Raw genomic sequence first — 22,469 nt, forward strand, 5'->3', positions numbered from 1 at the left:
GGGGGCGGCCCCGGCCGCTGGTCGTCAGACGTCGTCGACGCGCACTCGGCTGGACAGGAATCCCCAGCCCCAGCACAGGTGCATGGTGGGGAGGATGACCGGCAGCCACAGCCGGTCGGCCGCGCGCAGCCGTGCGTCGCGGACCGTCAGCCCGCCCAGGGTGGTGAGGGTCAGGTATGCCGCGGGGGCCAGCCACAGGGGCCACCAGACGAAGCCCCCCACGAGTCCGGCGAGGAACCCGACGAGCGCCGCCGGAGGGGCGAGGTAGCGCGCGTTGATGGTGCCCGCGTGGGTGCGGGCCACGACCCGCCGCCACCGGCCGTAGTCGCGGTACTGCCGGGCCAGGGCCGCCAGGGTCGGACGCGGGCGGTAGGCCACCCGGAGCCTGGGCGAGAACCACACCAGCCCGCCTGCCTCGCGGATCCGGTGGTTCAGCTCCCAGTCCTGGGCGCGGACGAAACGCGGGTCGTAGCCGCCCAGCCTGCTGAGCCAGTCACGCCGGAACACGCCGAGGTAGACCGTGTCGGCCGCTCCGGCCTCACCACCCGTGTGGAACCGTGCGGCTCCGACCCCCAGCCGTGACGTCATGGCTGCCGCGACCGCCCGCTCGAACGACGTGACGCCCTCGGCATCCATGAGACCGCCGACGTTGGCAGCCCCCGTCTCGGCCAGGAGGCCCACCGCGGTCCTGACGTAGTCGCGGTCCAGCACGCCGTGGCCGTCCACGCGGACGACGACGTCGACCTCGTCGAGCGCGGCCAGGGCGAGGTTCAGCGCCTCCGGGGTGCGACCCGACGGGTTGCCCACGCTCCGCACGCGGGGCTCGCGGTCGGTGATGCCCCGCGCGATCTCGTCGGTCCTGTCGTGGCTGGGGCCGAGCGCGAGGACCAGGTGGACCGGGCCGTCGTAGTCCTGCCCCAGCACGGCGTCCACGGCTTCCTCGAGGTGTCGCTCCTCGTTGAGGATCGGCATCACCACTCCCACGCTGGGCAGCGCCGGCAACGGCGGCAGCGCCGACAACTGCGGCGACGACGGCGACAACGGGGGCGTGTGGAGGGGTTCGTCAGGTGGCGTACTGGTCATGAGGAGGACGAGCATACGGAGGAGAGGTCGCTCTCCGCCGCGTTCCCCGCCGCCTTGGCAGGGTCCTGGACGGTCGTACCCGGTTGACGCCTGGGCTTGACCACGGGCCGGACCGCGGCCGGTGCCTGGCTCTTCGAGCTGGTGGCGCCTGCCTTCTCCGACGCCGCGATGGTGGCCCGGACCGTCGAGGTGACCACGGAGGCGTCGTAGTCCCACGGCTTGATGAGCGGCGGGACGAAGTTGACGCCGCGGATCTTCTGCGCGCGCGTCTTGATGGCCAGGTCGGCGAAGCGTCCGAGCTCGGACTGGGGCAGGTCGGTCTCGATCAGCCCGGCACTCGCCGTGGCGATCTTCTGGAAGCGCAGCAACACGGTCTGGGGATCGAGCTGGCTGGCCATGGCCGTGGTGACGCACCGCTGCCTGGCCATCCGCTCGTAGTTGGTCGAGCCCTGGCGGGAACGGGCGTACCACAGGGCGTGGTACCCGTCGAGGTGCTGGTGACCGGGCTCGATCCACCCGATGATGGGCGACGTGCCCCCGCCGATCGGCGTGCGGTGCTTGACGGTGATGTCGAGGCCGCCGACGGCGTCGACCATCTTGCGGAAGCCCTTGAGGTCGATCATCACGTAGTAGTGGACGTCGAGACCGCTGAGCGCCTCGACCGCCTCACGCGTCGCGACGATGCCCGGGTCGCGGGTGCCTGCGGGGAACAGCGCCGCGTGCTCCTGCCCCCAGGTGTAGAGGCCGTTGAGCAGGCACTCGTCGCCGCAGTTCCAGCCCTCGGGCATCAGCCGCGCCATGGTGGAGCCCGGGCGGAAGTTGATGTTCTCCGTGTCGCGCGAGAAGCCGAACGTCACTGCTCGGCCGGTCCTCTCGTCGAGGCTGACCAGCTGGATGCTGTCCGGCCGGGTGCCGACCCGGTCGCGGCCGGAGTCGGCCCCGAGCAGCAGGATGTTGTACCGCCCGTTGGTCGACGCGATCGCGCTGTTGCCCTGGAACATCGCCCCCAGGGCCTCGCGCCCGGCACCCACCGTCTGCGCGGCATACACGAGGCCGCCGGAGGTGACCACGAGCAGCGCGGCCGTCAGCCCGGTGAGCCAGCGCCGCGAGGCGGCGACGAGCCCGCCCGGGCGGCCCAGCCGCCATGCGTCCACGAAGAGCACGGCCCACAGGGCCGCGAAGCCCGTGAGCACCCACTGCAGGCCCAGCATCAGCCACGGTCGGCCGACCAGCCCGAGGGCCGTCGACCGGCTCGCCAGGAAGAGCAGTCCCACCGCGACGAGGAGCGCGAGCAGCGTCAGCCACACCCGCAGACCGACGCGTCCGAGGCGACGGTTCCCTGCCACGAGCTGCGCGGCACCCGGGAGCACCAACGTGAGGGCGACCAGGGTGAACGCACGCCGTCGTCGCATCCGTGGGCTGGCCGGGGTGGCATCGCCCAGTCGACGACCGGGGCCCCCCGACAGGTAGACGCCGTCAGCCGGCCAGCCGGTGGGCGACGGCCGGGGCCCGGTCGCGCGGCGAGGGACGACCGATCCCGGATCGGCGACGGTCGGGCGGCTCATGGTGCATCAGTATGCGACGCAACAGGTGAGAATTCTGTGACGCGTGGGATTACAGAGTGTCGTGTCGCGAGGCCGGTTCGTCATGGAATCGGCAGTTCTGCGTCGAGGCGACTTCCGTGCGCGTTTTGCCCCGGCCACCCCCCTCACCCCAGACTTGCCGCATGAGTGGACGCCCCCAAGGCCCCGACGACGCACGCCCCATCCCCCAGGGTGGCGGTGGCAGCGGCGCCGACGCCGGGGGGCTGCCGGACGGCGAGGGGACACCCGAGGGTGAAGGGGTCTACACCGTCGACGTGCGTGGTCGGCGGCGCGACAAGGCTGCCCGCGCGGCCGAGTCGGCTCCCCTACCCCCCGTCGGCTCCGCAGCGCCCGCCCGTGGCGCGAACGGGGCGCCCGCAGGCCCGGTGGCACACGAGGACGAGACGTCGCCCCCTCGGCGCCGGCGCCGGTTCCCCGTCGTGCGGGTCGTCCTGCTCATCATCGTGGCGTGGGTGGCGTTCATGGTCTTCACCCCGCTGCACGCGTGGAACTCGGTGACCAAGGTCGACACCACGCCCGCCGGCACCCGCCCTCCGGAGAGCAAGGGGTTCACCTACCTGCTCGTGGGGTCGGACAGTCGCGAGGGGCTCACCGCTGCCCAGCGCAAGGAGTACGCCACCGGCAACGCCGCGGGCCGCCGGACCGACTCGATCATCCTGGTGCACGTCTCCCAGAGCGGTGGCAAGCCCGCGCTCATCTCGATCCCGCGCGACTCCTACGTGCCCATCCCCGGACACGGCAGCAACAAGATCAACGCAGCCTTCGCCTTCGGCGGCCCGAACCTGCTGGTCCAGACCGTGGAGCAGGTGACCGACCTGCACATCGACGGGTACGTCGAGATCGGCTTCGCCGGCTTCGCGTCGGTCGTCGACAGCGTGGACGGCGTCACCATCTGCGTGCCGTTCCGCATGAACGACAAGAAGGCCGGCATCAACCTGAAGAAGGGGTGCCAGGTCCTCGACGGCAAGAACGCCCTCGGCTTCGTCCGCGCGCGCTACTCCGACCCGCGCGGCGACATCGGTCGCGCGGAGCGGCAGCGCCAGTTCCTCGCCGCCATCATGAAGAAGGCCGCCACCCCCTCCACCGTGCTCGTCCCGACGCGCTACTGGGGGTTCACCCACGCCGCAGCCAAGGGTCTCATCGTCGGTGAGGACACCTCGATGCGTGACGCCAGCCGCGTGCTGCTCGCCATGCGGGCCGTCTCCAACGACCAGGGCCTCAGCCTCGTGGTCCCGATCCAGAGCGTGAACTACCAGACGTCGGCCGGGAGCTCGGTCAAGTGGAACTCCGAGCGCGCCAAGGCGCTGTTCACCATGCTCCGCAACGACGAGCCCCTCGAGGCGCCCCCGGCCGGCACCGACGGCAAGCCCTCCGGCGGCTGACCGCCGAGGTATGGCCCTCCCCGCCTCAGTGGACGGTGATGTTGCCGCCCTTGAGCGTCTGACTCCCCGTGGAGAAGACCGGATGTGCAGGATCTGCCACTCGATAGACGACGATTGAGATGGTGTCGCCCTTCTTGGCGCCCGAGGATCCGTTGTCCACCACGGTGACGGTGTATCCGTAGCCGGTCACACCGTTCCACCGTCCGGTACCCGTCCAGCGAACTGAGGCGGCTGACAGCACGGTCGCCGTCGCGGGGCCAGATCCGTGGAACGTGTCCTTGTCTGCCGTACGCGCCTGGAACTGGCTGGTCAAGGCGCCTCCCGCTTGCGGGATGAGGTTGAACCCGAAGGAGGTGCGCCCGATTCCGGTGCTGACCCAGCCGCCACCTGTCACCTTCGCTCTTGCCTGCTCGACCGTGAACACCGCGTCGCGGGCGGTGCGGCAGGAGTTGTAGAACTCGTCCCCGGCGAAGGTGACGCCCACGCCATAGACGTTGGCAGGCAGGACAACGGTTCGCGACGCGACCCCCTGCGCATCAGTGGCAGCGGCGTACACGGTGGTCGCGGACGCCGAGTCGAGAACGACGAACTCGACGGCATGTCCTGACCAGTCGCCGGGGGTGGTGTCGCTCTCCCCGAACTGGGCGCGCAGCGTCGTCGACGCCAGCGGGCTCACGAGCAGGTCACCGGTGTAGCTCAAGGTGCAGTCCTCTCGCAGCACCGTGACGGGATCCGTGTCGGTCGCCTCCCCGTATGCCGTGTCGCCGGCGAAGTGGGTGGTCACGGTTCGCTGGCCCGGTGTGGCCGTCACGGCGAACGGCGTCGACGAGGCAGTGCCATCGGCCGCCGTGGGGCCACCGGTCACGGTGGGCATCGCGCCCAGCGTGAAGGACAGGGTCTTCCCTGCGATCGGTGACGCAGGGGTGCCGCCGGTCACCAGCCGTCCGCTGAGCGTGAGGGGATCGGAGTAGGTGGCGGTGGCAGGTCCTGTGTAGGTGACCACCGTGTTCGCCGGCTGCACGATCAGGCTGGTGTCGGCGGACGTGGCGCAGGGTAGGTAGTAGTCGTCACCCGCAAAGCTCACCCCCACACGACGCGCGTCGGGCGGGAGCTGGACCCGTGTGCTGGCCAAACCTGCGTCGGTGGTCGTGGCCGTGTAGTGCGAGGTGTTCCCGCTGGAGCCGACGACCGCGAAGTCGAGCACGTGTCCGGACCAGTCACCGGGGTTGGTGTCGCTCTCGCCGAACTGGGCGCTCAGCGTGCTCGTTGTTCCGGTGGTCGCCGACGTGTCGCCCGTGTAGGCGAGGGTGCAGCTCTCCTTCGCGACGGTCACGGGATCCGTGTCAGTCGCGGGGTTGTAGACGTCGTCGCCGGCGAACTCGGTCGTGACGGTGGTTGGGCCTGGTTTGAGAGTCACGGTGAGTGCGGCGGCGCTGGCGGTGCCCGCGGCACTGGTGGGCCCGGCCGTCACCGTGGACAGGCTCCCCAGCGTGAGCGAGAGGGTTTTGCCAGAGATCGGCGCCGGCGGCTCCGCCACCGTCTCGAGTCGGCCGCTCAGGGTGGCGGGGTCCGAGTAGGTCACGGTGGTGGGCCCCGTGTAGGACACCCTCGCCCCAGGCAACGGGGCGCCGCACCGGGACAGCTCGGAGGTGCTTGCGTTCGCGTTCGTGGCGGAGGCGGCAAGAGTGTGTCCATCGGCTACGGGCGGCGTCACGGTGAAACTGAAGGACGCCACTCCCGGCGTGCTGCTTCCTGACCCCGAAGTCGTGACAGCCTGCGTGGCCACGAACTTCTCTGCCTCGCCGTACCCGGTCTCGTCACATGCCCCGTTCTCGTACAGATCGATGTCGAACCGCTCGCCCGGCGTGCTGCGCAGTCGACCGCTGACCACGGTCGCCGTGTCCGTCGTCGTCGCCGCGAGGATCTCCGGAGCGTTCTGGAGGTCGTTGGCGCCCGCGTCGGCGTCGAGGTCGTCGATGCCATCCGGCGCACCCAGTGCGGCCTCGCTCGGCAGGTCGATCCCCAGCGCGGGCGAGCCTTGCGTGCCGTTGTCGTGCACCGAGTTGTATCGGATCGTGACGCCGCGTGGCAGCGGCAACCCGGGAATCTCTGGGCGATGTGCGATCGCGATGCCGCCCCGGCCGTTGAAGGCGACCGTGTTGCCATCCCCGGCCGCGCCGCCGACGACGTGGGCGCCGCCCTCGAAGTCGTCCGAGACCAAGACACCGAAGCCTCCGTTGCCCAGCGCAGTTCCGTCCGTGCCGACGCCAATCCAGTTCCGGAGGACACGATGTCCTGGACCGGCATTCGTTCCGATCACGAGTCCGTTGCCCGAGTTGCCAGCAATCACGTTGTCCTCCACCAGGCTGCCGGTGTCCACCATCGTGACTCCGTCGGCATTCGGGATGGCGACCGTTCCGGTGACATCGGTTCCCACGAGGTTGTGGCTCACCACGGTGGAGCCCTCCGCCCCTGTCGCCGGGTTCGAGGACACGTGGATCCCGAAACCTCCCGAGACGACGTTCCCGGAACCTGCCCCACCGATCAGGATGCCCTCCGACTGAACGTCGATTCCTCCGTTTCCCGCGCGCACACTCCCGGTCCAGTCCACCCCGATCAGGTTGCCTTGGACTTTGGTTCCCGCCGTGTCCAGCAGGAGCAGTCCCACGCCCGAGCTGCCGCCGGAGATGACGTTGGGCGCTGCGCTGGTGCCTACCTGGCTGCCGCTGGCCTGCTGCAGCCTGATTCCGGCGCCGCCGCTTCGCGGAGTGAGGCCGTCGGCGAGAACGCCGATGTGGTTGCCCAGCACCTCGACCCCCGGTGTGGCGATGCCGTCAACCTCCGCAAAGGGGTGCCCGGCGATGACATTGCCCTCGCCCTGTGCGAGATCGCCTCCCACCCGCACGCCCTCAACGTGGTCCAGTAGGACCCCGCTGCTCGTGGGCGCGAAGGGACGCTGGACGACAGCCGTGCCTGCAGCGTTCGTCCCGATGAAGTCCCCCTCGACCACGAGGCCGTCGCCACGTCCCGAGATGTTGCGGATCCCCGCGAAGAACTCATGCACCGCAAGCCCTCGAATGATGGTGCCCGATCCCCCCACCACCAAGCCATCGCAGGGGTTTCCGGTTGGGTTGCACTCTGCACCACTGAGCTCCACGCGCCGGGGCGCCCACGGGGCCGGCAGGCCGGCATCTATGGTCACCTGGTCGGTGAGTACAGGCAGCACGCTCGTCGGGGCGATGACGTGAGGCTCCGCGCCGGCAATCGCGAAGCTGATGACGTCGGTCCCCCCGTCGACATTGGAATGGGCGTTCGCTGCGAGGATGGCTGCCCTCAGGGTGCACTCGCCCGTTCCGGCGGAGCAGTTGTCGACGGTCAGGGGGTCGCCGCCATCACCCGTCGATGTCACCACGAAGGTGCCATCGGCAGCCGTGCTCCAGGCCGGTGGCGCCAGCGCGAGACCCGCAGTGCAGCCGACGACGGCGACCGCCAGGCGAGCGATCAGCCTGGTAGGGAAAGTTCCAGGCATGATCTGCCTCCAACCAGCGGTTCAGCACGTAGTGGTTGCCTGCGCGACCCCGTGCAGGCGTGCTCGACAACGCTAGTGGGGCGCGCGCCGATGCTCATCCGTCGCCCGGCCTATGCCAGATGTCGAAGAACGTGCGCCGAATCGCGTAGCGCCAACGTCGTACGGCAGCGCGGACCTGGCAACCGCCCTGAGGCGGTTCAGCCGTCCCTACCTGAGGAGCTGGCGGGCCATCACGACGCGCTGGATCTGGTTGGTGCCTTCGTAGATCTGGGTGATCTTCGCGTCGCGCATCATCCGCTCGAGCGGGAAGTCGCGGACGTAGCCCGCCCCACCGAGCAGCTGGACGGCGTCGGTGGTGACCTGCATCGCGACGTCCGAGGCGTAGCACTTGGCGGCCGCCCCGAAGAACGGAAGGTCCTTGTCACCCCGCTCGGACTTGGCCGCCGCGACGTAGACCATCTGCCGCGCGGCCTCGACGGCCATCGCCATGTCGGCGAGCATGAACTGGATGCCCTGGAACTCGGCGATGTGCTTGCCGAACTGCTTGCGCTCCTTGACGTAGCCGACCGCGAAGTCCAGTGCGCCCTGGGCGATCCCGACGGCCTGCGCACCGATGGTGACGCGGGTGTGGTCGAGGGTCGCCAGCGCGATCTTGAGGCCCTCACCCTCGGCGCCCACGATCCGGTCGCCGGGGATACGGACGTTGTCGAAGTGCAGCTCGCGGGTCGGGGACCCCTTGATGCCGAGCTTGCGCTCCTTCTCACCGAACGTGAAGCCCTCGTCGGACTTCTCCAAGACGAACGCCGTGACGTTGTTGCCGCGCTTGCCGTCGGGGTCGGTGACAGCCAGGACGGTGTAGTACTCGGAGACGCCGGCATTGGTGATCCAGGACTTCTGCCCGTTGACGATCCAGTCGTCACCGTCCCGCCGCGCGCGCGTCTTCATGGCCGCGGTGTCCGAGCCGGCCTCGCGCTCGGACAGCCCGTACGAGAACGTCGTCCTCCCCTCCGCGAGGGGCGTGAGGTAGCGCCTCTTCACTTCGTCGTTCGCCGCGATGATCAACGGCATCGTGCCGAGCTTGTTGACGGCCGGGATGAGCGAGGCGGAGGCGTCGACCCTGGCGACCTCCTCGATGACGATGCAGGTCGCGAGGGCGTCGGCGCCCACGCCGCCGTACTCCTCGGCGATGTGGGGCGCGAAGAAGTCCGAGGCCACCAGGGCGTCGTGCGCCTCCTGGGGGTACCGCGCCTCTTCGTCCACGGCCGCGGCATACGGAGCGATCTTGTCCTCCGCGACGGCGCGCACTGCCTCGCGCAGGGCCTCGTGGTCCTCGGAGATCTTGAACAGGTCGAAGGCGTCGTTACCGGTGCTCACGGGCCTCAGGTTACCCGTTGGTATGCCGTGACGTCCCCGCCCCTGCGTGTGTCACCGGACACCTCGCTGACCTGGAGACCCGAGGTCCAGGGGCACGTGCGGGGAGTCGCGAGCCGCGGTGCCCGCGTCAGCCGAAGTAGGCGAGGACCGCGTCGATGACCCGCTGCTGGTCGGCCACGGTCAGCTCGGTCGCGCAGGGCAGCGACACGCCCCGGGTGAACAGGCTCGTGCCCACCTCTCCCCCGATGACGGCCAGGTCGGCGAACGGCGGCTGCAGGTGCAGCGGTCGCCAGAGCGCTCGCGCGCCCACACCGTGGTCGTTCAAGTGGGCCAGGAAGGCGTCCCGACCGTCCGCCTCAGGCGTCAGGACCGAGTAGAGCCAGTAGGTGGGGTCGTATCCCTCGAGCCGCGGAGGCAGGACGAGCGGGGTGTCCCGCAGCGCCTCGTCGTAGCGCGCAGCGATCTCGTGCTTGCGGGACACGAACTCGTCCAGGCGCTCGAGCTGGGCCAGCCCGAGGCCGGCGGCGATGTTCGTGAGCCGGTAGTTGTACCCCACCTCGTCGTGGAGGTAGCCGACGTCCGGGACCTTGGCCTGGGTGGTCAGGTGCCGGGCCCGGCGGGCCAGCTCCTCGTCGTCGGTGACGAGCATCCCGCCGCCGCCCGTCGTGGCGATCTTGTTGCCGTTGAAGGAGAACGCACCGACGCGGCCCACGCTGCCGGTGTGCTTGCCCGCCAACCGTCCGGTCCCGGCATAGGAGGCGCCGAGCGACTCGGCCGCGTCCTCGAGGATCGGCACGCCGTAGCGCTCACAGATCGGGGCGATGGCCTCGAGGTCAGCCGGCTGGCCCAGGACGTGGACCACCTCGACTGCCTTGGGCATCGGCTCGCCGGCCTGCTGGCGGCGCTCCAGCTCGCCCTCGAGCAGGGCCGGGTCCATGTTCCAGGTGTCGGTCTCGGAGTCGATGAAGACGGCCGTGGCGCCGGTGTAGGCGATGGGGTTGACCGAGCCCACGAAGGTGAAGTCCGAACAGAAGACCTCGTCGCCCGGGCCCACGTCGAGCAGCAGCAGGGCGATGTGGATGGCTGCGGTTCCGGTCGAGCAGGCAACCGCGAACCGGCTGCCGACCCGCTCGGCGAACCGCTGTTCGAACTCGTTGACGAAGGGACCGACCGACGAGACGAAACCCGACTCGACCGCCTTGAGCACGTACTGACGCTCCAGGGCTCCGATGTTGGGAACGGCGAGGGGGATGGTGCCCTCCGGGCCACGCGCGCCCGGTGCGTGCGCCTCTCCGGCGGGGATGCTCATCGGTGGTAGCGCCCAGCGGTCTCCGCGTCGACCCGTGGCCGCAGCCACTCCGCGGTCAGGGACAGACCCTCCTCGAGCGAGACGGTGGGGGCCCACCCGAAGGTGGCGTGCGCGTTCGACGGGTCGGACAGCAGGATCTCGACCTCGGAGCCGTCGGGGCGGAGCCGGGCCTCGTCGGTGACGATCTCGGCGGTGGATCCCGTGACCTTCTTGCAGAGGTCGACGACCTCGCCGACCGACACGGTGCGGCCAGTGCCCAGCTGCACCGTGGTGCCGGGGGCGACGTCTGCGAGGGCCGCCCGCACGAAGCCGTCAGCCGTGTCCGTGACGTAGGTGAAGTCCCGCTTGGGCGAGACGGCGCCGAGCTTGACCTGGGTGGCACCGGCAAGCAGCTGGGACAGCACGGTGGGGATGACCGCCCGGAAGGACTGGCGGGGCCCGAAGGTGTTGAACGGTCGCAGCGTGGTGACGGGGGTGTCGAAAGAGAGCGCGTAGGACTCGCACATCTTGTCGGCACCGATCTTGGTGGCCGAGTAGGGCGACTGACCGCGCAACGGGTGGGCCTCGGTGATCGGCACCTCCTCGGGCGTGCCGTAGACCTCCGAGGTCGACGTGTTGACCATGCGTGGGGTGCCGTGGCGGCGCACGGCCTCGAGGACGTTCAGCGTGCCGATGATGTTGGTCTCGACGTAGGACCGCGGCGCGACGTAGGAGAAGGGGATGGCGATGAGGGCCGCGAGGTGCAGCACCGCGTCGGCTCCGTCGACGGAGGCGAGCACGTGCTCCGGGTCGCGGATGTCTCCGAGGATGACCTCCGCCTGGCCGTCACGCACCGCCTGCTTGAACGGTTCGGACTCGTCGAGCCAACCCGTCGAACCGTTGGAGTTGTACAGGCAGAATGCGCGGACGTGTGCCCCGTCGGCCACGAGGCGCTCGACCAGGTGGCTGCCGATGAAGCCGTCGGAGCCCGTCACCAGCACGGTCTTGCCCTTCAGGCTGCCCTGCATGGCCTGGGGGGTGAGCTCAGCGTCGGTCACGCCTGTCCTTTCGCGCGGGCCAGGTCCACGGGGGTGCCCACATCGATCCAGTCGGAGGAAATCGTCCATGCGGCGACACGGTGGCCGCGGTCCAGACACTGCTGGACCAGTCCCGGCATCGTACTGGCCTGCCCCTCGGGGAGCAGAGCCAGCGCTGCGGGCTCCACGGCATACACGGCCGCGTTGATGTTGAAGCGGATCGTCGGCTTCTCGGTGACGGCGGTCACGAGGTGCTGGTCGTCGCTCTCGACGACCCCGAAGGGCACCTCGTGCTGGTAGCTGCGGACGCCCATCGTGAGCTGGGCTCCGCGCCGCCGGTGGAACTCGAGCAGCTGGCTCGTGTCGAACTCGACCATGAGGTCGCCGTTCATGACGATGACCGGGTCGGCGAGGTCGCCCCGCTCCTGGCGCAGCAGCGTGAGCGAACCCGCCGTGCCCAGGGGGTGGTCCGGGTCCTCACGGAGGTAGCGCACGGTGCACCCGAGCCTGGTGCCGTCGCCGAGGTGCTCTTCGATCTGGTCGGCGAGGTGGTTGACGCTGACGTAGACCTCGCGGATGCCGTCGCCGACGAGGTTGAGGACGATCCACTCGATGATCGACCGGCCGGCCACCGTCATCAGGGGCTTCGGGGTGTTCTTGGTGAGGTCGCCGAGCCGGGTGCCCTTGCCGCCGGCCATGATGACGGCGACGTTGGGCAGGGGGTCGGCGCCCACGACGTCCGAGAGGGTGTGCAGCCCCACGACGGTGCCGTCCTCCTCCACCTCGGGGACTGCCGAGATGCGCAGGGCACGCATGAGGTCGAGCACCAGGGCGCGCGGCGAACCGGCGGCGACGGTCTGCGGGGACGTCGTGGCGTGCTGGAGCGCGGGATCGTCGAGGTGGGCCCCCCGGAGCAGTGCCCGACGGACGTCGCCGTCGGTCAGCAGCCCGGCCAGCCGGCCGTCGGGCTCGGTGAGCATGCACAACGACGAGGCCAAGGTGTCGATGACGATCGCGACGTCACGCAGGCTTGCGGTGGTCGGGGCGCACGCCTCCTGCAGCTGGCGCTGGGTCACCGGTCCTCCTCGGTCGGGATCGCCGGCACGAGGTCGACGAAAGGTTTCACGCGCGGCGAGGCCGGCGCCTGCCGCACGATATCGAGGATCCGGTCACTGGCGTCTCCCGTGCCATAGGGGTTGACCACCGCACGGGCGCGTTCGCCGAACTCCGGGCTGAGCGCGATGGCGAGGCCCGCTCCGACAGCCGTGCCGCCTTCGGCCACGTCCACGACGTTGGTGCCACGCAACCGGCCCTGCTGTCGCGCGCCGATGTTGACCGCCGGCAGGTGGGCCGCAGCGGCCTCGATGATGCCGGAGGACGAGTTGCCGACCACGACGTCGACGCTGGCCAGGACCCGGGGGAAGCGCGCCCCGAGAGCCTCGACGACGACGACCCCGGGATGGGTGTCGGCCGCCGCGAGGAGGGCGGCGATGATGTCGTCCCGGCCGGCATCCATGCCCGGGTAGGTGGCCACGACGGTGCCGAAGTGCTCGACCGTCGCTGCCAGCGCCTCAGCCGCCCAGGTCCCCACCGGCGCGCCGGCCTCGGCGGTCGGGGGGTGGTAGGTGAAGAGCGCGACCGGTCTGCGCACCGGCACGCCGAGCTCCTCGCCCAGCTCGGCATCGGAGTACGGCTCGGCGTGGGCCAGCCGGTCCAGCCCGGGCGCCCCCGTGACGTGGACGCGGTCGGCGGGCTCACCCATCTGGCGCAGCCTGGCAGCAGCATCCGCGGATGCCACGCAGTGCTGGTCGGCGAGCTTGCTGATGGCGTGCCGGACGCGCTCGTCCAAGGCACCCTCGGTCACCTCTCCGCCGTGCAGGTGCACGATCGGGATGCCCGCGAAGAAGGCCGGCGGCACGGCATACAACAGCTCCCAGCGGTCGCCGAGGACGACGAACACGTCGGGCGCGACCTCGCGCAGCATCCGCGAGGCGCCGGACGCCAACCGCGGGCCGTGCTCGAGCATCGCGTCGACGGTGATCGCCACGATCGGCTCGGCCAGCTCGTGGACGGCGTCGCGCCACCCGCCCTCCCGGTCGGTGGCCGGAAGTGCGGCGGCCAGCTCGTCGCCGCCGTAGGCGACGCCCGTGAACAGGTGCAGGTCGATGTCTGGCGCCTCGGCGAGGACCGTGATGACGGGCGACAGAGGTCCGAGGTCTGCGCGCGTGCCCACGAACACAGCCACGCGCAGCGGGTGCCCCGCGGCGGTCATCGGGCCCCTGCGGGCGACAGGTCGTCCTCGCCGATGGGAGCGCCGGCCTGCACCGATCGACCGAGGCCACGGCCTCGGATGTCGACAGCGGGGCTCACGCCCCCCTCGGGTCGCAGCAGCAGCAGGTGCTCGTCGCCGAGGACGGTGCCCTCCGGCAGGTCGGCTGCCGCGTGCCAGCTGCGCCGGACGAGCGCCGCGTTCTCCTCCTCGGACGGCATCCGCCGCTTGACACCGTCACCGAGCCCGAGAGCCAGCACCTTGGTCTGGCTCACGTAGGCGGTCAGCTCCGCCGGCTCGAGCGAGGCGCGGTGGTCCGGGCCGGGCAGGGTGCGGTCGGTCGTGTAGTGCTTCTCGAGGATGCTCGCCCCGAGGGCAACGGCACCCAGTGCCGTGGTCAGACCGGGCGTGTGGTCGGACCAACCCACGGGTATGCCGTGTGCCTCCTGCATCGCGGGGATGGCCCGGAGGTTGCACTCCTCGATCGGCGCGGGATAGGCCGACACGCAGTGGAAGAGGATCAGGCCCGGCGCCTGCTCGCAGGCGCTCACGGCATCGGCCACCTCCTGCGCCGTGCCCATGCCCGTCGAGACGAGCAGGGTCACCCCGAGCGAGGCGAGGGCGCGCAGGTAGGGGATGTTGGTGAGCTCGCCCGACGACACCTTCAGGGCGGGCAGGCCGAGGCCGACCAGCATCTCCGCACTGGCCGTGTCGAACGGCGTGCTGAGGAAGGTGATGCTGCGTTCGGCAGCATGCGACTGGAGCTCCGCCCACGCCGTGTGCGGCAGGGTGAGCGCCTGCAGCAGCGAACGCTGGTCCTGGGCTCCCCCGCGGGCGCGCTGGTAGGGCGTCGACGACGCGGTGCTGGACACGAGCATGGCGGGGTCGAAGGTCTGGAACTTGACCGCGTCCGCGCCGGACTCGGCCGCGACGTCGACCAGCTCGTGGGCCAGCTGCAGGTCGCCGTTGTGGTTGACCCCAGCCTCGGCGATGACGAAGACGTCTCCTGCCGTGGGGATGGTTCGGCCTGCGATCTCGGCAGTGCGCATGTGCCCTCTCCTCGTGGTCGTGGTCAGCCGGGGCTCAAGCGGTCGGCCGTCGAGCCGAGCTCGACGGCCCGCGTCAACGGTCCGACGTGCGCATGCTCGTGGATGACGCACGCAATGCCGACCTCGGCATCACGCGCGATCGACGCTGTCAGCGCGAGCACCGGGGGCACGGACACCTCAGCGTGCACCAAGAGCTCGATGAGGGCAGCGCGGGCGGCGTTGGCACCGACTCCCAGCGCGACCCGGTGCCCCTCCTCCAGGGCCATGGCCACGGCGGCGTCGTCATCAGCGAGCACCGGAACCGACCAGGGCGAGCCCTCGAGGTCTCCAGCCACGGCGACCACCAGTCCGCCCGCTCGCTCGATCACGTCGCAGACGCTGCGCGCGTGTCCACCTGCACCCAGCACGATCCATGTCGGAGGGGAGGTCATGGGGAGAAACTACCCGCCCTCCAGCCCCGGGGGGACGACCGGCGCCCCATGGTGCGTGCCGTGCGTGCCGCGACCCGACGTCATGGCACTATGACTGCTCGAGTCGTTGCAGCGAGGCGAGGAGGAGGCCCCATGACCGGCACGGTCGTCGTCAGGGGCTTGGGCTCCATCGGCCGCCGGCACGCCACCGTCCTCCGGGATCTCGGCGCCGACGTCCACGGCTGGCCGGTTCGCCCACGCGTGGGCGACCTGGACGGCACGCCGCTGCTCGACGACGTCCAGGGCGCCGAGATGAGCGGGCAGGCGGACCTGGTGGTCATCGCCACGGACACGGCCAGGCACGTCGACGACGCACTCGCCGCACTCGACGCGGGCGCCGCGCGGGTGCTGCTGGAGAAGCCGGTCGCACCGACGGCCGATGACGCTGGGCGTCTCAGGCAGCATCCGGAGGCTGAGCACCGGGTCTTCGTGGCCGCCCCCCTGCGAGCGCACCTCGGCTTCCTCGAGTTCCGCGACCGTGCCCTCGCCCTGCCTGCCCCGGCCAGCGCGCACGTCTACTCGCAGTCCTGGCTGCCCGACTGGCGGCCGGACCGCGACTACCGCCAGTCCTACTCGGCGCGGGCCGACGAGGGCGGCGTGCTGCGGGACCTGGTGCACGAGATCGACTACGCCGTCTCCGTCTTCGGCCCGCCCGCGGAGGACAGCATCCAGGCCGTCGTCGAGTGGGAAGGACCTCTTGACATCGCCGCCGAGCAGGCAGCGACGGTGCTCTGGCGGACGCCGTCCGCGACGGTGACGCTCCGGCTGGACTACACGACTCGCCCAGCTCGGCGGGGCGCCCTGGTCACCAGCGCCGACGGCAGTGTCGCCTGGGACCCGGTGACCGGTTCGGTGTCGTCCACGGCGCCGGACGGGTCGGTCGACGTGGTCGCCTTTCCCGAAGATCTCGAGCGCAACGGCGTGATGGCCCGGCAGATGCAGGCCGCGCTGGCCCTGGCCCCGACAGCAGACGCTGAGCTGCTCCTGCGCGCAGGGGCGCCCGCAACCCTCGCCGAGGGCGCCCTCGCCGTGCGCATCTGTGACGGCGCCAGAGGGTCGGCCGACCCCATCGAGACGTCGCGTCCCAGCACCCGAGGAGCGGAGTCCCCGTGAGCGCTGCACCCCGAGTCCTGGCCGTCATCCCCGCCAGAGGCGGCTCGCGCGGGCTGCCGGGCAAGAACGTCCGCCCGCTGTGCGGCATACCGCTGGTCGGCCACGCGATCCGCGCTGCCGCGATGACGCCGAGCGTCACCCGCACCATCCTGACGACCGACTCGGAGGAGATCGCCGATGTCGCGAGACGTTTCGGTGGCGACGTCCCCTTCATGCGCCCCGTCGAGCTCGCCGGTGACGACACGCCGATGGCCCCGGTGGTGACCCACGCGCTGGAGTGGGTCGAGAGGGAGGAGGGTCAGCCCTACGACGCCGTGCTGCTGCTCGACCCCACGAGCCCGGCTCGCCTGCCGCAGCAGCTCGACGCGGCCGCTGAGCTGCTCTGGAGCAACCCCGACCTGGACGGCGTGATCTCGGTGTCCGAGCCGACGTTCCAGCCGGAGTGGGTCGGAGTGCGGGAAGTGGGTGCGGAGGGAGCGCTGGAGCGCTACTTCGCCAGCGGCACCGGAGTCGTCCGACGTCAGGACGCCGGACGCTACCTTCGGATCAACGGCAACTTCTACATCTGGCGTGCCGCCTCGGCCCGTGCGCTGGAGCGCTCGTGGTTCGACAGTGGGACCTACGCCGGCATCGAGATCCCTGAGGCCCAGGCCTTCTCGATCGACGACGAGTACGAGTTCCGGCTGATCGAGGCGCTCATCGCCGCCGGGCTGATCACCTTCCCCTGGGTGGAGGAGCACGCATGACCGCCAGCCTCGCTGGACGTACCGCCGTGGTCACCGGTGGGGCCGGCCCTCTCGGCCGCGTCCTCGCGGGCGCGCTCGTGGTTGCCGGAGCAAGAGTGGTCGTCATCGACCGTGCCGGCGTCGACGAGACGGTCGCAGCGCTGGGGGATGGTCATCTCGGCGTCACCGCGGACCTGATGACCGGCGAAGGACTCACGGCCGTGGAGCACTTTGTCACCGAGCTCGGGGCCTGCGACGTCCTGGTGCACAATGCCGCCTTCACGGGAACGTCCGGGATCGCCGGGTATGCCGTGCCGTTCGACGAGCAGACCGACGAGGCCTTCGCGATGGCGACCTGGCTCAACCTCACTGTGCCGTTCTCCCTCACCCGGCGGCTGGCGCCGCTGCTCCGCGCCGGTGGGCACGGCAGCGTCATCACGGTGTCCTCGATCTACGGGCTCGTCGGGCCCAACATGGGTCTCTACGACGGCACCCGGATGGGCAACCCCGCCGCCTACGGCGCCACCAAGGGTGGGCTCGTCCAGCTCACTCGCTACCTCGCGACCGTGCTGGCGCCCGACATCCGCGTCAACGGCTTCGCCCCTGGTGGCATCGAACGCGGGCAGGACCCGCTGTTCCTCGACCGGTACAGCCGGCTCACTCCCCTCGGTCGGATGGCGACGGAGCAGGACTTCGCCGGCGTGGTGACCTGGCTCGCCGGCGACGACTCGGCCTACGTCACCGGTCAGATGGTGGCCGTCGATGGTGGGTGGACCGCGTGGTAGAACCGACCACGACCGTCGCCCACCCACACCTGCAGGCGGCGAGCAAGCACCAGCTCTTCTACTTCGACGCGGTCCGCGGCCTGACCGCACAGATGGTCGTGGTCGGGCACTCCCTCAACCTCTTCCTGCCTGCCGTCTTCATGGTCCAGCGTGCCAACGGCACCTACCGCACCACGCCCGGCATCTTCTACATGCAGAGCCTCGGCGTGCTGCTGTTCTTCGTCCTGTCCGGCTTCCTCGTCAGCCGGTCGGCGCTGACCAAGATGGCCTCACCGGGCTACACCTTCGGCGAGTTCTTCCTCGAGCGGTTCGCGCGGATCTTCGTCCCGTTCGTCCCTGCCGTCCTCCTCGTAGCCGTCGCGGACCGCCTGGTGCTGCAGGGGCGGCGAAACCCGTTCACGACGATCCCCCTCGACGTGTGGACCACCGTCACGAACCTCACGATGCTCTACAACAACCCAGTCATGCGCACGGTCGCCGAAGTCACCGGACTGCCCCTGAGGACCGGCCCGATCGGAACCGCCGACCCGTTCTGGTCGGTGGTCATCGAGTTCTGGATCTACATCACCTTCGGGCTGATCCTGCTCCGACTGGTGCGGGACCGACGAATAGGGGTCGTCGGCGTGCTTGTCCTGCTCTTCTCCGGCGCTGTCGTGGCCCAGACGCTGGTCGCGAGCGAGGGCCTCGTCCTCGCCTGGGTGGTGGGCATGGCATACGCCATCGGAGACCGGTTCGCCTGGTTCACCCACCGCCGGCTCCACCAGGTCCTGGGTGTGGTCGGGCTCTTGGCGACCCCCGTGTGCCTGCATCGCACGCACTGGAACGTCTATGACGAGTTCGTCGCGCTCGCGCTGTCGGTCGGAGTGATGTCCTTCTACTTCGGGTTCGCCCGCCCAGCGCCAGCCACGGACCCGGCCCGCCCGGCCCCAGCCACGGACCCGGCCAACCCGGCGGCAACGGCCGCGAACGCGGCAACGAGGGGTGGGGCCGGTGCAGCCGTGATGCCGGCCGGTCAGTCACGCATCCCCGCGCCCGTGCGCACGATCGTCAAGTACGTGTCGGACTACTCGTACTCGCTCTACCTGGTCCACTTCAGCCTGCTCGTGTACCTGCAGACCGTGCCCAGGGTACGCGCCCACCCCGCTGCGGCGATCGTGTTCGGCTTCGTGGTCGCGAACGTCGTCGCGTTCTGCTTCTGGTTCCTGTTCGAGCGCCACTACCCCTCGGTGCGCAGGGGCCTGCGCCGCACCCGCGTCTGGCAGACACTGTTCCCCGCGCGGCCCACCAGCGCACCCTCCGCCTGAGTCGCCGGCTTCAGCGACGACGCGGCAGGTGCCAGAGGTGGCCGTGCTCCTCACGGTCGAGCAGCTCGGGCATCACGTCGCGCTCGAACATCGCCATGCCCGTGGTGTCGTAGGCCGCCTCGGGGAAGTTGAGGATCGCGTAGGTCAGGCCGAGCTTCTCCAGGGCGCCGAGCTTCTCCACCACCTGCTCGGGGGTGCCGACCGTCGCGGCCTTGCGGTAGTCCGCGAGCAGGTGGTCGACGCGGGCCTCCGGCGTCCCCACCGAGAGGAGCCGCGCCCGCAGCGCGGCGAACCGATCCTCGACCTCGCGCTCGGTGGCGCCGATGAAGACGTTGAGGTTGCCGCTGCGGACGATCTCACCGAAGTCACGGCCCACGTCGTCGCAGTGCCCCTTGAGGATCGCGCTCTTGGCGGCAAAGCCCTCGGGGCTGGGGTCGAAGTTGGTGTAGTCGGCGTACTGGGCGGCGATGCGCAGCGTCTTCTTCTCGCCCCCGCCGGCGATCCACATGGGTATGCCGTTGTGCTTCGACCCCGGGGCCGTCGTGCCCTGGAGCGGCTGCGGGTAGCAGCGGGCGCCGTCGACCTGGAAGTGCTTGCCCTCGAACGTCGCCGTGCCGGTCGTCCACATCTGTCGGAAGATCTGGACGCCCTCGTCGAGAGCCCGCAGGCGCTCACCGGCCCGCGGGAAGCCGTAGCCGTAGGCGCGCCACTCGTGCTCGTACCAGCCCGCCCCGATGCCCATCTCGAGCCGACCCTCGGAGATGATGTCGACCGTGGCGGCCACCTTCGCGAGGTAGGCCGGGTTCCGGTAGGCCATGCATGTGCACATCTGTCCCAGGCGCACCCGTCCCGTGACGGCGGCGAAGGCGGCCATCAGGGTCCAAGCCTCGTGCGTCGCCTCCTCGCTGGGGATCGGGACGGTGTGGAAGTGGTCGAAGACCCAGATCGAGGACCAGTCCTCGTTGGCGTCGGCCCGTCGCGCCAGACCCGCCATCACGCCCCAGTGCTGACTGGGGTCGATCCCGACAAGGTCCATGCGCCAGCCCTGTGGCACGAACAGTCCGAACTTCATGGGGCCGACGTTACTGCCTCCCGCCGGCACTCCCCCTGTCTCTCCCCTGTCCCCCTCCCCTGTCCCGCCTCCCGTCCCCCTCCCCAACGCGTCCTCATCGTGTGATGCTGAAGGCATGAGCTTTCGCCACCAGAACGATCCCGACCTCATCCGCGAGCTCCTCATCGACCCCGGCATCTGGGTCGTGGTCGGCCTGTCGAACAACCAGGAGCGTGAGGCGTTCGGGGTCTCCCGCTGGCTCAAGGTCGAGCTCGGCAAGGGCCTGATCCCGGTGCACCCCAAGGCCGAGACCGTGCACGGCGAACAGGGTTACGCGTCGCTGTCCGACATCCCCGACGGCACCGATATCAAGGTCGTCGACTGCTTCGTCAACTCCGAGCACGTCGGGCCGGTGGTGGACGACGCCATCTCCAACAAGGACCGGCTGTTGATCGACGCCATCTGGATGCAGCTCGGTGTCGTGGACGAGGCCGCTGCGGACCGCGCTCGCGCCGCCGGGATGGACGTCGTGATGGACACCTGCCCGCGCATCGAGTGGCGAGGGGTGCGCTCGGCAGGCATGGCCCGCTAGTGATCAGGCGGGCTCGTCAGGAGCCAGGCGCGCCCTGCCAGGAGCCGCTGCGCCGCTCGCGCAGCGCCGCACCCTTGGCGTGGGCCTGGTCCCGCAGCTCGGCCTGGAAGGCGGTCATCCGCTGACGCAGCCCCGCGGCATACTCCCCCTCGCCGGCGGCGAGGATGCGGGCGGCCAGCAGCCCCGCGTTGCGGGCCCCGCCGATGGACACCGCCGCGACCGGGACCCCTGCGGGCATCTGGACGATCGAGAGCAGCGAGTCCATGCCGTCGAGGTATTTCAGGGGCACGGGCACGCCGATCACGGGCAACGGTGTCACCGATGCGAGCATCCCCGGGAGGTGGGCAGCACCGCCGGCGCCCGCGATGAGCACCCGGAGTCCGCGCCCAGAAGCGTTCTGCCCGTAGGCGATCATCTCCTCGGGCATCCGGTGCGCCGAGACCACGTCGGCCTCGTAGGCGATGCCGAACTCCTGGAGCGCCTGGGCCGCCAGCTCCATGACCGGCCAGTCGCTGTCGCTGCCCATGACCAGCCCGACCAGGGGCGACGCCTCGGTGGTGGCGGGTGGTGCAGTGCTGTCGCTCATTCGGTGATCACTCCTGCGAGGTAGTCGGCCGCGTGGCCGGCCCGCTCGCGCAGCTGCGCCAGGTCGGTGCCGGAGACGTTGACGTGACCGATCTTGCGACCCGGGCGGACGCCCTTGCCGTAGAGGTGCACCTTGAGCCCGGGGTCCCTCGCCATGATGTGGCGATAGGCCGGGTAGAGCTCGGGGTAGTCGCCGCCGAGGACGTTGGCCATCACCGTGTGCGGCTCACGCGGGGTGGGCGCCCCGAGGGGCAGGTCGAGGACCGCGCGCAGGTGCTGCTCGAACTGACCGGTCACGGCGCCGTCCATGGACCAGTGCCCGCTGTTGTGCGGGCGCATGGCCAGCTCGTTGACGACGTATGCCGGGGCACCGGTCCGCGGGTCCCTCACCTCGAACATCTCGACGGCGAACACCCCTGTCACGCCGAGGTTCTCGGCGATGCGCAGCCCGGCTTCGGTGGCCACCGCGGCGAGGGCCGGGTCGAGGCCGGGCGCGGGGGCCAGCACCTCGGTGCAGATGCTGTCGGTCTGGACGGTCTCGACGACCGGCCACGCGGCTGCCTGGTTGGAGGGACTGCGGGCGATGAGCACGGCCAGCTCGCGGACGAAGTCGACCTTCTCCTCCACGAGGATGCCGTCGGCGAGCAGGTCGGCTGTCCCCTCCTGCTGCGCGACCAGGGCCAGCCAGTCGTCGACCTCCGCGGCGGAGTCGATGACCCGCACGCCCTTGCCGTCATATCCACCGCGCGGTGTCTTGGCGACGATCGGCCAGCCCACCCGGGCAGCGAAGGCCTCGACCTCGGCGGCGGTCTTGGCGCCGGCCCACGCCGGGCAGGCGACGCCGATCTCCGTGAGGCGCTCGCGCATCGCCAGCTTGTCCTGGGCGAAACGCAGGGCCTCGGGCGTGGGATGCAGCGGGATGCCCTCTGCGACAAGGGCTTCCAGCACGTTCGGCGGGACGTGCTCGTGGTCGAAGGTGACGACGTCGCACTCCCTGGCGAAGGCCAGGACCGCCTCGACATCCGTGTGGTCACCGACCGGTGAGGATGGGATGACCTGGGCTGCCGCCGCGTCCGGCGCCTCGGCGAGGACGCTGAGGGTGATCGCCAGCTCTGCCGCCGGGGCGGCGCACATCCGCGCCAGCTGCCCGCCGCCGACGATGCCGACGACCGGGAATCCTCCGGGGGCGCGCTGCGGTGACGTCACGCGGCGAGGATATCTGCCACCGT

Annotated in this window: 19 protein-coding genes; 6 read left to right on the forward strand and 13 right to left on the reverse strand. The window is 70.5% G+C overall.

Annotated elements, in window-relative coordinates:
* Window positions 1-24 precede the first annotated feature (24 nt).
* A complete protein-coding gene (locus AC1DS4_RS05775) occupies window positions 25-1,083 on the reverse strand; it encodes a glycosyltransferase (protein WP_477632470.1) in 1,059 nt (352 codons plus the stop codon).
* A complete protein-coding gene (locus tag AC1DS4_RS05780) occupies window positions 1,080-2,648 on the reverse strand; it encodes an LCP family protein (protein WP_477619355.1) in 1,569 nt (522 codons plus the stop codon). Before AC1DS4_RS05780 ends, AC1DS4_RS05775 begins: the two co-directional genes overlap by 4 nt.
* Before the next feature lie 161 nt (window positions 2,649-2,809).
* Between AC1DS4_RS05780 and AC1DS4_RS05785 the strand changes: the two genes are divergently transcribed.
* On the forward strand, window positions 2,810-4,069 hold the full coding sequence (locus AC1DS4_RS05785) for an LCP family protein (protein ID WP_477632469.1): 1,260 nt from the start codon (window positions 2,810-2,812) through the stop codon (window positions 4,067-4,069).
* A gap of 25 nt (window positions 4,070-4,094) precedes the next feature.
* Here AC1DS4_RS05785 and AC1DS4_RS05790 read toward each other — a convergent pair whose 3' ends face one another.
* The 8 genes from AC1DS4_RS05790 to AC1DS4_RS05825 all read right to left on the reverse strand — a co-directional run bounded on the left by AC1DS4_RS05790 (window position 4,095) and on the right by AC1DS4_RS05825 (window position 15,046).
* Window positions 4,095-7,598 (reverse strand): CSLREA domain-containing protein, encoded by a 3,504-nt coding sequence (locus tag AC1DS4_RS05790; protein WP_477632468.1) that lies wholly within the window; start codon window positions 7,596-7,598, stop codon window positions 4,095-4,097.
* 207 nt (window positions 7,599-7,805) lie between these two features.
* Window positions 7,806-8,972, reverse strand: a complete 1,167-nt coding sequence (locus AC1DS4_RS05795) for an acyl-CoA dehydrogenase family protein (protein WP_477614949.1) — start codon at window positions 8,970-8,972, stop codon at window positions 7,806-7,808.
* 127 nt (window positions 8,973-9,099) lie between these two features.
* On the reverse strand, window positions 9,100-10,281 hold the full coding sequence (locus tag AC1DS4_RS05800; RefSeq protein WP_477614948.1) for an aminotransferase class I/II-fold pyridoxal phosphate-dependent enzyme: 1,182 nt from the start codon (window positions 10,279-10,281) through the stop codon (window positions 9,100-9,102).
* Window positions 10,278-11,318, reverse strand: a complete 1,041-nt coding sequence (locus AC1DS4_RS05805) for an SDR family NAD(P)-dependent oxidoreductase (protein WP_477614947.1) — start codon at window positions 11,316-11,318, stop codon at window positions 10,278-10,280. Before AC1DS4_RS05805 ends, AC1DS4_RS05800 begins: the two co-directional genes overlap by 4 nt.
* Complete coding sequence (locus tag AC1DS4_RS05810; RefSeq protein ID WP_477614946.1) at window positions 11,315-12,373, reverse strand: nucleotidyltransferase family protein; 1,059 nt, start codon at window positions 12,371-12,373, stop codon at window positions 11,315-11,317. The genes AC1DS4_RS05805 and AC1DS4_RS05810 overlap by 4 nt, the downstream gene beginning before the upstream one ends.
* Complete coding sequence (gene neuC / locus AC1DS4_RS05815) at window positions 12,370-13,569, reverse strand: UDP-N-acetylglucosamine 2-epimerase (RefSeq protein WP_477614945.1); 1,200 nt, start codon at window positions 13,567-13,569, stop codon at window positions 12,370-12,372. Before neuC ends, AC1DS4_RS05810 begins: the two co-directional genes overlap by 4 nt.
* Window positions 13,566-14,615: an N-acetylneuraminate synthase family protein gene (locus AC1DS4_RS05820; protein WP_477614944.1), complete on the reverse strand. Its 1,050-nt coding sequence runs from the start codon at window positions 14,613-14,615 to the stop codon at window positions 13,566-13,568. The genes neuC and AC1DS4_RS05820 overlap by 4 nt, the downstream gene beginning before the upstream one ends.
* Before the next feature lie 23 nt (window positions 14,616-14,638).
* Window positions 14,639-15,046 carry a PglD-related sugar-binding protein gene (locus AC1DS4_RS05825; RefSeq protein ID WP_477646002.1) on the reverse strand — a complete coding sequence of 136 codons (408 nt, stop codon included), beginning with the start codon at window positions 15,044-15,046 and terminating at the stop codon, window positions 14,639-14,641.
* 132 nt (window positions 15,047-15,178) lie between these two features.
* Here AC1DS4_RS05825 and AC1DS4_RS05830 point away from each other — a divergent pair, with 132 nt between their 5' ends.
* From AC1DS4_RS05830 to AC1DS4_RS05845, 4 genes are read left to right on the forward strand one after another with little or no spacing between them, the layout of a single operon-like run.
* Window positions 15,179-16,198, forward strand: a complete 1,020-nt coding sequence (locus tag AC1DS4_RS05830; RefSeq protein WP_477614942.1) for a Gfo/Idh/MocA family oxidoreductase — start codon at window positions 15,179-15,181, stop codon at window positions 16,196-16,198.
* Window positions 16,195-16,944, forward strand: coding sequence for an acylneuraminate cytidylyltransferase family protein (locus AC1DS4_RS05835; RefSeq protein WP_477614941.1), 750 nt, complete (start codon window positions 16,195-16,197; stop codon window positions 16,942-16,944). Before AC1DS4_RS05830 ends, AC1DS4_RS05835 begins: the two co-directional genes overlap by 4 nt.
* Window positions 16,941-17,708 carry an SDR family NAD(P)-dependent oxidoreductase gene (locus tag AC1DS4_RS05840; protein WP_477614940.1) on the forward strand — a complete coding sequence of 256 codons (768 nt, stop codon included), beginning with the start codon at window positions 16,941-16,943 and terminating at the stop codon, window positions 17,706-17,708. Before AC1DS4_RS05835 ends, AC1DS4_RS05840 begins: the two co-directional genes overlap by 4 nt.
* Complete coding sequence (locus AC1DS4_RS05845; RefSeq protein ID WP_477614939.1) at window positions 17,702-19,012, forward strand: acyltransferase family protein; 1,311 nt, start codon at window positions 17,702-17,704, stop codon at window positions 19,010-19,012. Before AC1DS4_RS05840 ends, AC1DS4_RS05845 begins: the two co-directional genes overlap by 7 nt.
* 10 nt (window positions 19,013-19,022) lie before the next feature.
* Here AC1DS4_RS05845 and AC1DS4_RS05850 read toward each other — a convergent pair whose 3' ends face one another.
* Window positions 19,023-20,084 carry an LLM class F420-dependent oxidoreductase gene (locus AC1DS4_RS05850; protein ID WP_477614938.1) on the reverse strand — a complete coding sequence of 354 codons (1,062 nt, stop codon included), beginning with the start codon at window positions 20,082-20,084 and terminating at the stop codon, window positions 19,023-19,025.
* A gap of 115 nt (window positions 20,085-20,199) precedes the next feature.
* Between AC1DS4_RS05850 and AC1DS4_RS05855 the strand changes: the two genes are divergently transcribed.
* Window positions 20,200-20,655 carry a CoA-binding protein gene (locus AC1DS4_RS05855; protein WP_477614937.1) on the forward strand — a complete coding sequence of 152 codons (456 nt, stop codon included), beginning with the start codon at window positions 20,200-20,202 and terminating at the stop codon, window positions 20,653-20,655.
* 16 nt (window positions 20,656-20,671) lie between these two features.
* Here the strand turns inward: AC1DS4_RS05855 and purE are convergent, their stop codons facing one another.
* Both purE and AC1DS4_RS05865 read right to left on the reverse strand, forming a co-directional pair.
* Window positions 20,672-21,241, reverse strand: a complete 570-nt coding sequence (gene purE / locus AC1DS4_RS05860; protein WP_477614936.1) for a 5-(carboxyamino)imidazole ribonucleotide mutase — start codon at window positions 21,239-21,241, stop codon at window positions 20,672-20,674.
* On the reverse strand, window positions 21,238-22,446 hold the full coding sequence (locus AC1DS4_RS05865; protein ID WP_477614935.1) for a 5-(carboxyamino)imidazole ribonucleotide synthase: 1,209 nt from the start codon (window positions 22,444-22,446) through the stop codon (window positions 21,238-21,240). Before AC1DS4_RS05865 ends, purE begins: the two co-directional genes overlap by 4 nt.
* Window positions 22,447-22,469 lie beyond the last annotated feature (23 nt).

This window comes from Pedococcus sp. P3_C7 (assembly GCF_056402615.1).